The 13,541-nt window shown below is 71.3% G+C and carries 15 protein-coding genes; 1 reads left to right on the top strand and 14 read right to left on the bottom strand.

The annotated features are described in order from the left end of the window. Window positions 1-23 precede the first annotated feature (23 nt). From IEY73_RS04110 to IEY73_RS04100, 3 genes are read right to left on the bottom strand one after another with little or no spacing between them, the layout of a single operon-like run. Window positions 24-977: an enediyne biosynthesis protein UnbU gene (locus IEY73_RS04110; RefSeq protein ID WP_189077606.1), complete on the bottom strand. Its 954-nt coding sequence runs from the start codon at window positions 975-977 to the stop codon at window positions 24-26. A gap of 27 nt (window positions 978-1,004) precedes the next feature. Next, on the bottom strand, window positions 1,005-2,900 hold the full coding sequence (locus tag IEY73_RS04105) for a CRTAC1 family protein (RefSeq protein WP_229715470.1): 1,896 nt from the start codon (window positions 2,898-2,900) through the stop codon (window positions 1,005-1,007). A gap of 1 nt (window position 2,901) precedes the next feature. Continuing rightward, on the bottom strand, window positions 2,902-3,870 hold the full coding sequence (locus IEY73_RS04100) for a DUF1702 family protein (RefSeq protein WP_189077605.1): 969 nt from the start codon (window positions 3,868-3,870) through the stop codon (window positions 2,902-2,904). A 197-nt stretch (window positions 3,871-4,067) separates the two neighbouring features. On the opposite strand from IEY73_RS04100, the gene IEY73_RS04095 reads away from it, so the two are divergent. Further along, window positions 4,068-4,739, top strand: coding sequence for a MerR family transcriptional regulator (locus tag IEY73_RS04095; RefSeq protein WP_189077604.1), 672 nt, complete (start codon window positions 4,068-4,070; stop codon window positions 4,737-4,739). Between the two features lie 26 nt (window positions 4,740-4,765). Here the strand turns inward: IEY73_RS04095 and IEY73_RS04090 are convergent, their stop codons facing one another. The 11 genes from IEY73_RS04090 to IEY73_RS04040 form a co-directional block, all read right to left on the bottom strand. After that, complete coding sequence (locus tag IEY73_RS04090; protein ID WP_189077603.1) at window positions 4,766-5,242, bottom strand: SRPBCC family protein; 477 nt, start codon at window positions 5,240-5,242, stop codon at window positions 4,766-4,768. A gap of 129 nt (window positions 5,243-5,371) precedes the next feature. Next, window positions 5,372-7,054, bottom strand: a complete 1,683-nt coding sequence (locus tag IEY73_RS04085; RefSeq protein WP_189077602.1) for a beta-1,3-glucanase family protein — start codon at window positions 7,052-7,054, stop codon at window positions 5,372-5,374. Window positions 7,055-7,258: 204 nt separating this feature from the next. Then, entirely contained in the window at window positions 7,259-7,582 is a 324-nt protein-coding gene (locus tag IEY73_RS04080) for a barstar family protein (RefSeq protein ID WP_189077601.1), read from the bottom strand. A gap of 67 nt (window positions 7,583-7,649) precedes the next feature. Beyond that, entirely contained in the window at window positions 7,650-7,907 is a 258-nt protein-coding gene (locus IEY73_RS04075; protein ID WP_229715468.1) for an ABC transporter permease, read from the bottom strand. Window positions 7,908-7,941: 34 nt separating this feature from the next. Then, window positions 7,942-9,360: a hypothetical protein gene (locus IEY73_RS04070; protein WP_189077600.1), complete on the bottom strand. Its 1,419-nt coding sequence runs from the start codon at window positions 9,358-9,360 to the stop codon at window positions 7,942-7,944. Continuing rightward, window positions 9,360-10,106 carry a hypothetical protein gene (locus tag IEY73_RS04065; RefSeq protein ID WP_189077599.1) on the bottom strand — a complete coding sequence of 249 codons (747 nt, stop codon included), beginning with the start codon at window positions 10,104-10,106 and terminating at the stop codon, window positions 9,360-9,362. The genes IEY73_RS04070 and IEY73_RS04065 overlap by 1 nt, the downstream gene beginning before the upstream one ends. 21 nt (window positions 10,107-10,127) lie before the next feature. Next, window positions 10,128-10,388, bottom strand: a complete 261-nt coding sequence (locus IEY73_RS04060) for a hypothetical protein (protein WP_189077598.1) — start codon at window positions 10,386-10,388, stop codon at window positions 10,128-10,130. A 16-nt stretch (window positions 10,389-10,404) separates the two neighbouring features. Further along, the gene (locus IEY73_RS04055) at window positions 10,405-10,845 is read right to left on the bottom strand and encodes an SCP2 sterol-binding domain-containing protein (RefSeq protein WP_189077597.1); all 441 of its coding nucleotides are present in this window, start codon (window positions 10,843-10,845) and stop codon (window positions 10,405-10,407) included. A gap of 377 nt (window positions 10,846-11,222) precedes the next feature. Continuing rightward, the gene (locus IEY73_RS04050; protein WP_189077596.1) at window positions 11,223-12,398 is read right to left on the bottom strand and encodes a chymotrypsin family serine protease; all 1,176 of its coding nucleotides are present in this window, start codon (window positions 12,396-12,398) and stop codon (window positions 11,223-11,225) included. Window positions 12,399-12,523: 125 nt separating this feature from the next. Continuing rightward, the gene (locus IEY73_RS04045; RefSeq protein ID WP_189077595.1) at window positions 12,524-12,748 is read right to left on the bottom strand and encodes a hypothetical protein; all 225 of its coding nucleotides are present in this window, start codon (window positions 12,746-12,748) and stop codon (window positions 12,524-12,526) included. 180 nt (window positions 12,749-12,928) lie between these two features. Further along, window positions 12,929-13,120 carry a hypothetical protein gene (locus tag IEY73_RS04040; protein WP_189077594.1) on the bottom strand — a complete coding sequence of 64 codons (192 nt, stop codon included), beginning with the start codon at window positions 13,118-13,120 and terminating at the stop codon, window positions 12,929-12,931. Between the last annotated feature and the right edge of the window lie 421 nt (window positions 13,121-13,541).

Genomic DNA, 13,541 nt, shown 5'->3' with positions numbered 1-13,541 from the left:
TCCTCCTGCTCGTGAGACATGGCCTATCGGGCCGCCCGGACCGGGACCGCTGCCACCGGCGCGGGGCTGCGTGGGGACGCGGCGTCCACCGCCGCCGCGCGGGCCGGACGACGGCCGCGGTACACCAGGAACAGGGCGCGCACCGCGCAGACCGCGGTCAGCGCGTAGAACAGCCCGAACGTGACGTGCGCCGCCACCAGGACCCCGTACGCCATCGCGGTGCCCACGCCGAACGCCACCTGGTCGCGAGGGCGCGCCGGCGTGGTGCCCGGGTCGGTGATCATGTAGTTGGTGAACAACACGAACGCCACCCCGGTCATGGCCAGCAGCGCGGGCCCGAGCAGATCCGGCAGCACCGCGGCACGGATCAGCGCCTGCAGCACGAACCCGCCCACCCACCCGGCGATCAGTGGCATCCGCCCGGTGAGCTTCGCATTGATCATGGTGCCGGCGACCAGGATGGCGGCCGGCACGACGAGGTCGCTGACCCGTCCGCCGTACTCGGTGAACTGGTAGGGCGGGGCGATCGCGACCCAGCCGAAACACAGCAGGGTGGCGCTGATGCCGAGGTTGCTCGGGTTGAACACGTGACGTGCGGCGCCGTTGATCCGCACCCGGACCAGGTATTTGCCGCACACCGCGACGGTGACCGCGAAGACGGTGGGCAGCAGCCGCGCGTTGCCGTACAGCAGCATCGCGCAGGCCAGCGCCGCGATGTGGGTAGGCAGCAGGAAGTCGACCAGGTTCCGGGCGGAGCCGCGATAGCGTGCGGGACGACGCCGCGCCCAGGCGTCCAGCGTCTCCAGGATCAGGCTGAGCGTGTATCCGACGGCGAGCGCGGCCAACGGGGTCAGGTAGGCCTGCTCGAACCCGAGATACAGGTGGCCGATCACGGTGAAGGCGGTGATCGACAGGGCGAAGCGGCGCAGCGCGACCAGCCCGGGTGCGGGACGGCCGGAGTCGGTTGCCGGGGGCATGGATCCCTCCTGCTTGAACAGGGCCGGTCAGCGGCCGTCGTCGAGCACGATGTCGTGCCAGCCGGGGCGCAACGTGGCGGTGGTGGTGTGCCGGCCGGCGGCGTCGCGCCAGGTGACGCGCACCGACGCCGGGGAGGGGGACGGCGCACCGAGACCGAACAGCAGTTCGGGGGCGTTCACCCCGGTGTGCCCGTTCGCCGGGTAGAGCTGGGCGCTGCGCACCATGCCGCCGGCCGAGGTGACGGTCACCGTGGCGCCCACCGCCGGGCGGGGCGCGTCGCCCGGCGCTTGCGGCGGCAGCAGCGGACGCAGGCCGAGGTACGACCGGGCCGGGCCGGTGTTGTGCCACATCTGGGAACGCGCCCACTGGTTGGCCACCAGCGCGTCGAGGCGTCCATCGTGGTCGACGTCGCCGATCGCGATGCCCCGGCTCGGCCCGTGGTTACGCAGCCCGAGATCGCTCGCCAGGTCGAGATAGCGGCCGTCGGCGCCGCGGACGTAGAACGGGTCCTGCTGGTGTCCGGACAGGTCGGCGTCCGGCCCGAAATCCGGCCACGCCCAGGGGTATTGCAGCGCGGCGTCGTTCGACATCGCCAATTCCTGCAGTTGCGCCCAGCGGTTGGTGCGCCCGGCGAGGAATCCCACCGCCTGGGTGATCTCGTCGGTGCCGTCGCCGTCGAAGTCGGCGGCCTTGATGTCCCAGCCCCATCCGCTGCGGGACAGGCCCAGCGGTTCGCTCTCGTCGCGGTACGGCGCGGCGCCGCCGGTCAACGGTCCGGTGCCGGTGCTGACGAACGCGAAATTGCTCTCCTGCAGCCCGTACGGGCTGGTGATGTTGCTGACCACGATGTCCGGCCGGCCGTCGCGGTTGAGGTCGGTGTAGGTGACACCCATACCCTTGAACGAGTCGTCGCCCACCACCTTCGACTTCGGCATGCCGAGATCGCGCCGGCCGTGCAACTCGGTGAACCGGATGCGCCCGGGCGCGGACCTGTTCTGCAGCAGCCGGTCCGGGCCGAAGTCGTTGGCCAGGTAGATCTCCGGCCGGGCGTCGCCGTCCAGGTCCTGCGCGCCCACGGCCAGCGTCCAGCCACGGGCCTGATCGGTGGTGAACGCCGCGGAAGCATCGGCGTACCGCGGCACCGCGACCGCACCGCCGCGGACGATCCGGTCCAGGCGCAGGATCCGGTTCCGGCCCGCGTTGAGCGCGTCGGACATCGAGTCCTGCATCCGCATCAGGGGGTCGTGCGCGGCCCGGGAGTCCAGCACCCGGGCGCCGTCCGGGAAGTAGTTGGCCACGATCACATCCAGGTGGCCGTCGCCGTCCACGTCCAGCACGTTCGCGGTGGTGCTGTTCCAGATCCCCGGCCGCGGGGCGATGTCGGTCGCGACGAAGGCCGCCGGGGTGAGCGGCGCGGCGGGACGGCGCAGGTAGGCCAGCGGGGCCCGGCCCCAGAAGTAGACCAGGACGTCGGTGTGGCCGTCCTCGTTGAGATCCGCCGGTACGCACCCCATCGGCGCCGTGGTCGCGGCGTCGTACGGCACGCCGGCAGGCCGCAACGCAACCGGCGTGAACCGGGCCGCGGGGCGTACCGCGCGCACGGTCACCGAGTCGTCGCGCGGGTCCACCAGGCATGCCTCGCCGGGCACCCGGTCGCCGTCGAAGTCGGCCAGGCCGACGCTGGCGCCCACCGCCGAGATCCACGACCGGATGTGCCTGAGCGCCGGCGCCACCGGGCGGACCGTACGGGTGTCTGCCGGGTCCCCGTTGACGTCGCTGGACTCGAACGCGAACCGCGCGGTCAGCGCGGCACCGGGCGCCGGTTTCGCCATCGCCCGCCGGGTCGCCGCGCCGGCCGTGACGATCAGGGCCGCGGCGAGCAGCACCACCACGGCGGACCGCATGCTCTTGCGGATCTGCACGTCAGCTCCTCGTCACGCGGGCACCGGCCCGGGCGGCGAGCCGCTGCACGCCCAGACGCCACCGCTGGTAGTCCGCAGCGTCCGCACCCGGCCGATCCAGGTCCCGCCGCACCTGCCACGTCCATGCGGCCGCGCGGCCGGTCGGCACGCCGGTCAGCACCGGCACCGCGACACCGGCGTGCCGGGGCACATGGCCGGACCGCAGCCACGCCTCCGCCGCGAAGGCGGCACCCTGCGCCAGCTCCGCCCGGTGCGCCCCGGCCACCTCCCGCAACCGCTCGTACGCGGAGTCCGGCACCCCCGCGGCGTACGCCGCGGCCAGGCCGATCCCGCTCCACAGGTCGCCGTAATGCGCGACGGGCGCGGCGGCGACGTGACCGGCCAGCCGATCCGGATCACCGCAGGCCCGGAACCACAGGCTGCGGCCGAGGCCCTGGTGCCGGATCGCGCATCCGGCCGCGCACCGCCGCGGATGCCGGGCGGCCCACCGGCGCAGCCGTGCCTCCGCGGCGAAGAACGCACGGCAAAAGCCCATCCCGTCGTAGGCGAGCCAGCGCAGCAGTGGCGCACCGGGGTCCCGGGACGCCGGACCGCGGCGATGCAGTTTCGCCAGGGCCCAGCCCACGCCGACGTGGATGAGATAGTCGTAGCGGTCGCCGTGCGCCGCGAACAGCGTCGGCAGGCGACGGACACCGGCCGGGCGCAGCCCGTCGAGCAGCGCCGCGGCCATGCCGGCGCCTTCGGCGGCGAAGCCGCGCCGGTGCGGCGGGATCCCGGACAGGTCGGGCGCGCCGTCGGTGCCGAGCTGGGCGTGGTAGCCGTCCAGGAACGCCCCGGCGGCGGCCTCCAACGTGCGCCGGGTGGCGGCCGGCTCGGTGCCGAATCCGCGGCGGCCGAAGTCCACCGTGGCCGGGGAGAGCACGAGGAGCCGCCGCCAGCCCGGGGGCCGTACGGCCGTCGTCCGCGCCATGACGATCACCCCTCCCCTTCCCCGGCGGCATCACAACGAGCAGCAGCGTGCCACGGCGCGGTTGACGGGTTCTTGACGCGCCTATAGCCACGGTCCAGGGCGCCGGACGCCGATTGCTGAGAAGCACGGCACGCTGGGCGCTCCTAGGCTGAACCGGTACGCCCCAGCGCAGACCTGCGGAAAAGGAGGCGGAACCGATGCGGATCGGAGAACTCGCGAGGCGCAGCGGTGTTCCGTTACCGACGGTCAAGTTCTACCTCCGGATCGGTCTGCTGCCGACCGGCGACTCGACGGCGGCCAATCAGGCCGAATACGGCGACTGGCACTTGCGCCGCCTGCGTCTGCTGCTCGCCTTCCTGGACGTCGGCGGCATGTCGGTGGCCGGCGCGCGAGCCGTGCTGGCCGCCGTGGACGACACCGATGTGCCGCTGCGCGAACTGCTGAGGCTTGTCCGGAACGCGAGCCCGTCGAGCCGGCTGCGCGGCCTCGCCGGGGCGGAGGACCGGATGCTCCGCGATCGGCTGCTTGCCGCCACCGCCGCGGGTGGGCGGGACGCCTCCGCCGACCGGTCCTGGGACCGGGTGACCGACGCCTGCGCTGCGGCGCGCCAGCTCGACGTCGCCGAGCTGGAGGCGACGCTCGGCGAGTACGCGGAGGCGGCGAACCGGTCCGCGGACGGTGATGTGGCCGCCATCCGGGCGTTCGCCGCCCGCGTCGGCGACCGCGTGCGGCCGACCGAGATGCGCGAGGCCGTGGTGCTGGTGGCCGTGCTCGGCGCGGCGTTGCAGGAGGCGCTCGGCGACCTGGCCCGGCAGGATCGCCTGCCGGGCGCGGTCGCGGGCGTGTGGCCGGAGCCGGCCGGGGGCTGAACGGCACGCGGCCACCGGCCGGCCGGTCAGGCCCCGGGCGGCTCCTCGCTGACGGTCTTCAGCCGGGTGAGTCCCTTCTCCAGGTCCGGCCCGAGCATCTTGTCCATGGAGCGGAAGACTCCCATCACCTTGGTGACGAAGGTCTTCGGCCCGGTGATGGTCCATGTGACGAGCGAGCCCGCCGCGCTGGGTTCGATCACGAACCGGACTTCGTTGCGCGTCTTGAACGGCTTGTCGAAGGCGAGATCGATCCGGACCGCCGACGGCTCGTCGACCTCGACGATCGTCATTCGTCCCGCCCCGGCCCGGCTGTTGCCGGACCATTCGTAGACGGCTCCGACGCCCGCATCGGGCCCGGAGTAGCTGCGCGCCATGGCCGGATCGAGGTCCTCCCATGGCGACCACCGGCGCCAACGGTGAAAGTCGGCGACGTTCCCGTAAACCGCGTCGGGCGGCGACTTGATCGTCACCGACCGGGTCACGGTGTAGGTGTCTTCTGCCATGCCGAGATGGTAAACGAGGGCGGCGCGGTTCCCGGCGTGCCCGTGGCTGCCGAGCGAGCCGCTGACCGGTCCCACGCAGCGGGGCCCGCACCGTCGCCGGTGCGGGCCCCGCCATCTTCAGTCGGACGGTCAGCCCTTGTGCCACTTCTGGTTGGCTGAACCCGCGCAGTCCCACAATTGCAGCTTCGCGTGGTCCGCCGAGTTCCAGTCCTTGATGTCGACACACTTGTTCGCCTGGGGGTTGACCAGGTCACCGGCCCCGGACAGGACGAATTTCTGCGCGGCGTTGCCGGAACAGTTCGCGATCTGGATCGCGGCGCCGTTCTCGGTGGAACCCCACGCCACGTCCATGCACTTGTTGTTCTGGGTCTTCAGCGCACCGCCGGAGAACGTCCACTTCTGCGGCGCCTGGTTGTTGCACGGCCACATCTGCAGTTGCACACCGTCGGAGAAGTTGCCCGCCGGGACGTCGATGCACTTGCCGTTCCAGTCGCTGACCAGCGAGACACCACCGGCCGAACCGCCGCCGTTGTCACCGCCGCCGTTGTCACCGCCGCCGTTGTCACCGCCGCCGCCGTTGTCACCGCCGCCGCCGTTGTCACCGCCGCCGCCGTTGCCTCCGCCGGTGAACGGGTTCAGCGTGATGCTCGCCGAGGTCGGCGCGCCGTCGTGCACCAGCGACTCGAAGTTGCCGACGTCGTCGAACGCGAACGCGTACGCCTTACCGTCGGCCATGTTCTGGTGCACCAGCTTGGCGTACTGGTTGGTGGGGTCGCTCTTGTAGAAGTCGGCCGCGTTGGTGCTCGGCTGGGTGTCGACGGTGCCCAGCGTGCCACGGTTCAGCGCGGCGCACAGCGTCCGCGCGATCGGGCCGACCACCTGGTCGTTGGGCGCGCCCAGGGCGCCGTCGCAACCCCAGACGTTGGCCGAGCTGGGCTTGTTGAACGAGGCGACCTTCTGGCCGGCGGCGTTCGTGAAGTTCATGACGTTGCCGGAGGTGCGCCCGAAGTATTTCACGTTGGGCTGGTCGCCGAACGGCACCACGGTCAAGGTCTTGCTGGTGTACGCGTTCCACGCGCGGTTGATGTAGGGGTCCAGGTACGTCGTGCTGAGGCCGCCGGTGTCGGCCGCCTTGCCCGGGGCGAGCACGCGCAGCACCGTACCGTCCGAACGGGCGTAGACGGAGCCGGACAGACCCGCCGCCTTCATCCCGTTGATGACGTTGTCCCGGCCGTTGGCCACCAGCGTGCCGGTGGAGTGGTTTCCGTCCGCGCCGCTGGTGCTCACCGTGTGCGGCACCGCGAACATGTCGACCTGCGAGCTGTTCAGCCAGATGCCGGCATCGTTGTAGGTGAACTCGCTCCAGTCGAACAGGATGTTGCGGTTCGCGTCGCCACCGGCCCACGGCGCGGGCTGGACCAGGCCGTCCGGGGTGAGGAAGAACTTGAGCTTCTCCCCGAAGGAGAAGTACAGCCGGCCGGAGATGCCCTTGGGCACCTGCAGGGTGGTGCGGCCGCCGTTGCCCGGGCCGCCGATGGACACGTCCGGAGCCGGTGACGGCGGGTTGGCGCCGGCCGGCCAGTTGTTGAAGGCGCCGGAGGCGTTGACATAGCCGAGCCGGCCGGTGTTCAGGTTGGTGCCGATCACATAAAGGTGGACCGATTCGCCGCGGCCGGTCTGGTTGGCGACGGTCACGGGCAGCATCGCGGGCCCGGAGGCCGCCGACGCCTGCCCGATCGCGGCATAGGTGCTGCCGCCGGCCACCAGTGCGAAGGCGGCGGCCAGGCCGAGAATCTTCTTTCGCGTACGCACGGAGGAGGTACCTCAGTTCTCACGAGTCGGGGACTACTCGCCTCAAGCGAGGGGGATTGCTCGCTACGCAAGGACGGTTAACAACCCTTGCAGCTCCCCCACCTTCGGTAATGGCGCCATGCGCGTCAAGATCGCCTGGCGAACACTGCCCGATCGCGCGCCCGCGGCGGGCCACGAACGCGATCCGCTTGACGCGGCGTAGCCTTAGTCGCGGCGGTCGGTGACCTCGTCGCGGTATTCCACCGTCATCGGCCGGCCCGCCGCGTTTTCGCCCCGGGCGAAGTCGTCGAGGATCTCGCGGAGGATGCGCGCGTCGCGCGGCAGCGCCTCGGCCACCCGCGTCCAGCCGAGCAGCGTGAGGCGGCGCGGCATCTCGACGATGCCGGTGATCGTGTCGTGCACCGCGTCCCAGTTGCGGCCGGTCCAGGACGGGAACTCCAGCCCCGCCCGCAGCGCATCCATCAGCCGGTCGCGGGTGGTCACCGCGCGGAGATCGATGGTCCGCCCGGCCGGTTCCTGCTGATTCATGCGCGCGCTCCCTCGACTCCCGGCGCCGGGGGCTGCGGCGGCGGGCACCGCCCACGGTAACGGGTTGTCAGCCGCCGACGGTCGGCGCTGTGGTCGCCGCCCGCAGCCACTGGGCGCGGGCGAGCAGGCCGAGCGCGGCGGCGCACAGGCCCAGAGCGAGGACCACGAGCCACTCCAGCGCGCCACTGCCCCGGTCGGGATCCCAGCCGGTGAGGATCTCGACCCATTCCCGGGAGAGCACCGTGGTCACGGTCAGGATCGTGGTCAGCGCGGCGAGGGACGCTTGCGCCCAGAAACGAACGGGCAGGTGTGCGGGACGGGTCATGACCGCTCTCTTTCGTCGGGGATGTGCCGGCACGTCACAGCAGCGACGGCGCCCACGGCAGGTTGTCCGGCTCGGCGTAGTGCACGAAGAAGGGATCGATCGACACCGCCACCGGCGTGATGCCGTCGACCGCCAGCAGCCGCTGGCTGGTGAAGTCCGCGTTGCGCTGATAACGGACGCCGCTCGGAAAGTTCGCCGGAGCGGGCAGGTTGGATCCGGAGAAGACGCCGTAGAAGTCGTTGCCGACGCTGAGCAGACGCACGTAGTCGCCGAGGTATGGCAGGAACGCCCGCGGCGGTGCGGCGGCGAGCGCGGTGTGCAGGACGGCGTTCAGGTCGGTGGTCGCCCAGCCGTTGCGGGTGACTTCCAGCCGGGTGGTCCAGCGCGCCGCCGCGCCGGTGCCGGTCAACTGTTGCAGGAGCAACCCGGCGTGGCCCCGGGCGTTGACCGCCAGGGCCGGGTTCTTGGCGTTGGTGACCGTCCGCAGGTCCGCCGACCAGGTGTGACCGCGGTCGAGGGAACGCCGCACGTGCATCGTCCAGTCGGTCCCGGCGGCCCCGCCGACCCGGTCGCACCAGGCGACATAGACGACGTCGGAATCCGTGGCGTCCACCGCAATCGACAGGTCGGCACCGATGCGCTCCTGGCCGAGCGGGCCGGTCGACGAGGTGAAGCGCACGAAACGCCCGGCGGCCACGGCGGTGCCGGCGAGCCCGTCCGCAGCGGTCAGATCGGCGTAGCTGCCGATCACCGCCGCGGCCGGGTCGCCGCGGACGACCACGATGTCCATCGTCACGTCGGTGCCCGCGGAGGAACTGGACGCGCTCGTCCATCGCTGGAACGCGGCGTAGGCCGTACCGTCGGGATGGACCGCGGTGCGCACCGGCGGACCGTTCTGGCCCGCGGTGGTGCGTCGTTCCACCTGCCGGGTGACCAACCCGGCCGGCGCGGCGGCGGTACGCGCGTCCAGCGACGACACCACCGAAGCGCTGCGCGGCCCCACGTTGAAGTCGTTGTGCCCGATGAAGACGCGGTCCCGGCCGCCCACGGTGCCACCGGTCACCCACGGCTGGTCCTCCGAGGCGCGGTCGAGCAGCACGGTCATCGTGGTGGTGGTGAACGGATTCGCCGCCCGCAGCACGTTCAGGTGCACGTTGTCGCGGCGCAGGATGCCGGCGAACAGCGTGCCTCCGGTGTCGCCGAAGCCGACGCTGATGTCCGCGGTGCTCGATCCACCGGGGACGATCGAGCGCACCTGCCAGGTCCGGCCGCCGTCGCTGGACAGGAACACCGGCGCCTGCGGGCCACCCAGCGGATCGCGGGTGAACGCGGTGGCCACCATGCGCTGCGGGTTCTGCGGATCGACCGCCAGGTTGGGTTCGCTGTCCTGCCCGGACTCGCCGCTGAGCGACGCCGGGATCAGATTGACCACGCGAAGCGCCCTGACCGCCATCAGATACCCCGTTCGCGCAGGAGGTCGAGCTGGATGCTGGGTTGCAGGTCCATGGCGTGCAGCACGGAGAAGGCGGCGGTGCCCGGCCAGCCGGTCTGCGGGCCGTGCAGCAGCCACAGGCCGGCCTGGCCGGCCTTCGGCTTCAGCGCGCTGCGCCACTGCACGTCCTGGCTGTTGGCGTACGCGACGGCCACCTCCGACCGGCCGCCGATGTCACCCTTGACGGCCAGGTCGACGGCGAGCGTGGCGATCCAGACGAGGGGGTCGTGCTCCCGCGGCTCCGCCTGCGGCGCGGCGTCCGTCAGGGCCACCACGCGAGCGCGCACCACGGCATCCGCCTCCCGGGCGTGGGTGACCACCTCGTCCTGGGACAGGGCATGCATCGCGTCGGTGGCCGGCGCGTCCGGCCCGCCGGTGGCCATCAGCGCCGCGGCCGCGCCCTCCACCGGCAGCCGGCCGACCTCGATCAACGCGATCGTCTCGGCATAGATCCAGCCGTCGGCGAAGAACAGGAACCGGTCGCCCACCGACAGCGGCGGACTCGGCGAGCCCAGCCGCAGCGTCACCGCGACACCGGCCGCGAGTCCCACCTCGGCGGGAGCCTTGACCACCCGCTCGACACGGACGATCGCGGTGGGATCGTCCGTGGCCAGCCCGGGAACGTTCGCGGCGTCCCGCTGCTGCACCTCGCCGACGAAGGCGACCCCGGCCGCGGCCAGCATCTCCGGCGCCGACGGTTCGGTCATCGTTGCGCTCCCGCCGTCTCGTCAGGCCGGCTCAAGGGCGAGCGAACCGACGAAGGCCGAATCGTCGGGATGAAATGCGGTGACCCGCAGCCCGTTGCCCATCGCCTCGCGCAACAGGGAGACCCACATGCTCTGCATCACCCTGGTGAATTCGGTGACGGTGACCGGCGCGAACCAGAGGATCAGCGTTTCGGCGGTTCCCGTCGTGGTATCCCGAATTCGGGTGAAACCGGAGTCGTCGGCGATCTGCACGCATTCCACCGTGCCGGTGATGACTGCCATTGTCGTCCCCTTGTCCTCACCGATTCCGCGCCACGGCATCGATCAGCCACCGCGCGAGCATGATGTCGCCGCGGACGCGCATCCGCCCGCGCCCGAAAGCCTCCAGTGGCAGGATTTTTCCGCCGGCGATCTCCCACCACGTGTCCTCGGCGAGTATCACCTGCAGGCCGGCGGAGTCCGCGGGCCCGGCGGCCACATCGCAGCGGCCTTCGGTGATCGTCAGGGTCCACGCCCGCGTGGAATCCACTGCTCCGATGCGGAAGCACAGCGACGCCGGGGCGGCGCCCGGCGGTGCGGCCGGCGCCCCGGCGACGAGCTCACCCAGCCGTTCGAAGGTCTTCCCGATCTCGCCGCCCGCGGTGGCGGTCAGGTCCGGGAAAGCGCCGGCGTAGAGCCGCAGGAATGGCGACGCGCGCGCCACGTCCCGGAAGTCCGCTGACGTCGGCTCGTCGCTCATGGCCACCCCTGATGATTTCCGGTGCTCACCCCAGGGTGCTCATGCTCCTCATCGAAAGGGCCGGGCGCACTCGATGTGTCCTTGATCGGACGCAAGCATTGAACCTTTTTCAACGTGGCGAGGCCGGCAGGTGCCGCCACTGGCCGACGGCGCGCTCGATGCCAGGTTGAAAAGGGTTCATCAAGGGAATTCGATATCACTGAACTTACATTCGTCAATCTTGGAGATTGTGCGCCGAATAGCGCCGTTTTCGCTGCATTGAACCTTTTTCAACCTGGCATCGAGCGCGCCGTTGACCAGCGGTGGCATCCGCCGGCCTCGCCACGTTGAAAGGTTCGTTTCAGCGCACAACTCCAAGATCGATGCGCGGGCTCGCCCTACTGCGCGATCCAGATGCCGTAGTCGCGCGTTGCGGTGCCGAAGTCCTGGAAGCCCAGGATCGTGTTGTCGTTGACGTAGGTGTAGTTGTTGATGCCCTTGGCGATCACCCCGCCGCTGGCCGACGCGCTGTAGACCGGGCCGCCACTGTCTCCCGGCCGGACCGCCACCGCGCCGTCGACCTGTCGCGCCTCGACGGCATCGCCCGGGTCGGTGTTGTATTTCTCCACTCGCAGGCCGCACACCGGTCCGCCGATGTCCCGGGCCGAGGATCCGCCGGACTGGCAGAGCAGCTCGCCGGGGAAGGTCCAGTCCCAGCCGTCCACCCGGAGCACGTTGTTGCTGTCCACCCCGCCGACGTACATGGTCGGGTCGACGCCACCCGGCGTGCTCACCATGCCGAGGTCGTGCTGGTCGTTGTCGTTGGCGAAGGTGCCCATGAACTCGCCGGACCCGTCCCGGATCTGATCGCCGTTGCTGCCGCAGTGCCCGGCGGTCAGCAGGAAGCGCTGATTCGCCGCGTTGCGCACCGGGAACCCGGTGGTGCACCGGGCGTTGCCGTTGATCAGATCGGCTCCGCCGCTCCACGGCGCCCAGTCGTCCCGCCGGGTGGTCAGTTCCCTCGGACCCGGGTCGACGACTTCAACCGGCACGGAGACCGCCGGCAGCGCCTGCCGGGCGAGGCCGCCCCGGGTGTCCACGCTCACCACCACACGGCTGCCGTCGACGGCATATTTGATCCGGGTCTGCTGCCCGGCCAGGGAGGTGCGGATGACCGCGCCGGCGCTGCGCAGCTCGTCCAGTGAGTGCTCGGCCGTGTCGACCCGGACCGGGGCGGTGCCGCGCGCCGCGTCCACCGCGCGACGCACGGTGGCCGGCGGCTCTCCCTTCCACCACAGCGTGACCTGGTCGTCGTCCAGCGCGATGCCGGCGTATCCGGCGTGGTCGCCACGCTGCACCGCGGAACGGATCGCGCCGGCCGCCCGGACCAGCGGAATCTGCTTGCGGGCCGACGCCGGAACCTCGACCTCGCCGACGACGCGGTCCGATGTGGATTCTCGCGGTGCGGCCGGAGCCGGTGACGCGGCGCCGGCGGGCGACGCGGTCACCACGGTCGCCGCCGCCACCGCGACGGCGAGAGCAGCCGAGGCGCGGGAGAACCTGCTGTGTGTCATCCGGTTGCCTTTCGCTGGGGATGCGCAAGGCCGCGTTTCGCAGTCCCGGTCGAACCGGGGCCGGCCGGGGGCCGCGGAACACGGCCGAGGACGGGCGCGCCGGGGAGCGCGCCGTCCGGGGACGATCACAGCAAATCATGGATATCGATGGGAACGCCAGGGATCCGCTCCACCGGGCGGCCGTTCAGCGCGTCCAGGAACGTCCGCTCGAACCGCGCGGCGTTGGCGTCGAAAGCGGCCCGGATTCGCCTGCCGTTCGGGTCGATCCGAGTCCGGCCGGACTGTGCTCCACACAGGACGACGGCGATCCGGACATCGCGGAACCGCACGATGGTCCCGGCCGGATGCACGGCCGAGACCGCGGCCAGCGCATCCCAACCAATACATGATGCCCAGGTCGATCAGGGCGAGCAGGTCCGGCTGACGGAGGATACGGTAGGCAAGCCGGGCTCCGGCGGTGTCCCGGTCGTCCGCGAGCCGCGCGATGAAGTCCCGGGTGATCGGCACGGCGGCGGTGGCGTCCAGCGGGATCAGGTGACCTGGATCCGCGCCACCCGGCGCGCGATCGCCGCCGATTGCAGTGCCGCCGCCAGATTGGTCAGCGGACCGGTGGCGATGATCGTGACCGCGATCGTGGCGCTCAGCATCACGGCCGCAAACCGCATCCCCGTCATGGCGCTCCCGCCGACGCCCGAAGGCGCGAATCGCGCGCCCGGCGCCATTAATCGAAGTATCTCTATAGGAAAGGAACATGCCCCATCGCAGGTTTTTCCGCGAGGGCGGCGTCATGCCCCTCGGAACGGTCCTGACCTGCCCGTACGTCCTCGCGGAAGAGCACCGTCGATCGCCCCACAGACCCGTGCATCGGCCCGCCAGTCTTGGATTGCTCTCGCGGTGCCGGTAAGCTGCTCTGCGGCGGGATAATTTATGACAATAACTACCTCCCCCACGTAATATCACAGTCCGCGCGTCCTGCCAAGCGGTGATCACCGACCATCCGTCCATGTTCGACCCGTCGACCTCGCCGGCCACGACGGCCGGCCACCGTGATCGCGCCCGAGGTCGCCACCGCGACCCTCCGCTCTCCCAGGCACGACTCGTCGCGATTCATCGTGACGAGCGCCGCGACGATGCGGCTTTCCC

The organism is Mangrovihabitans endophyticus (genome assembly GCF_014646155.1).
Lineage (GTDB): Bacteria > Actinomycetota > Actinomycetes > Mycobacteriales > Micromonosporaceae > Actinoplanes > Actinoplanes endophyticus.
The sequence above is the reverse complement of the archived record's forward strand: the minus strand, read 5'-3'. Positions and strand labels throughout refer to the sequence as shown.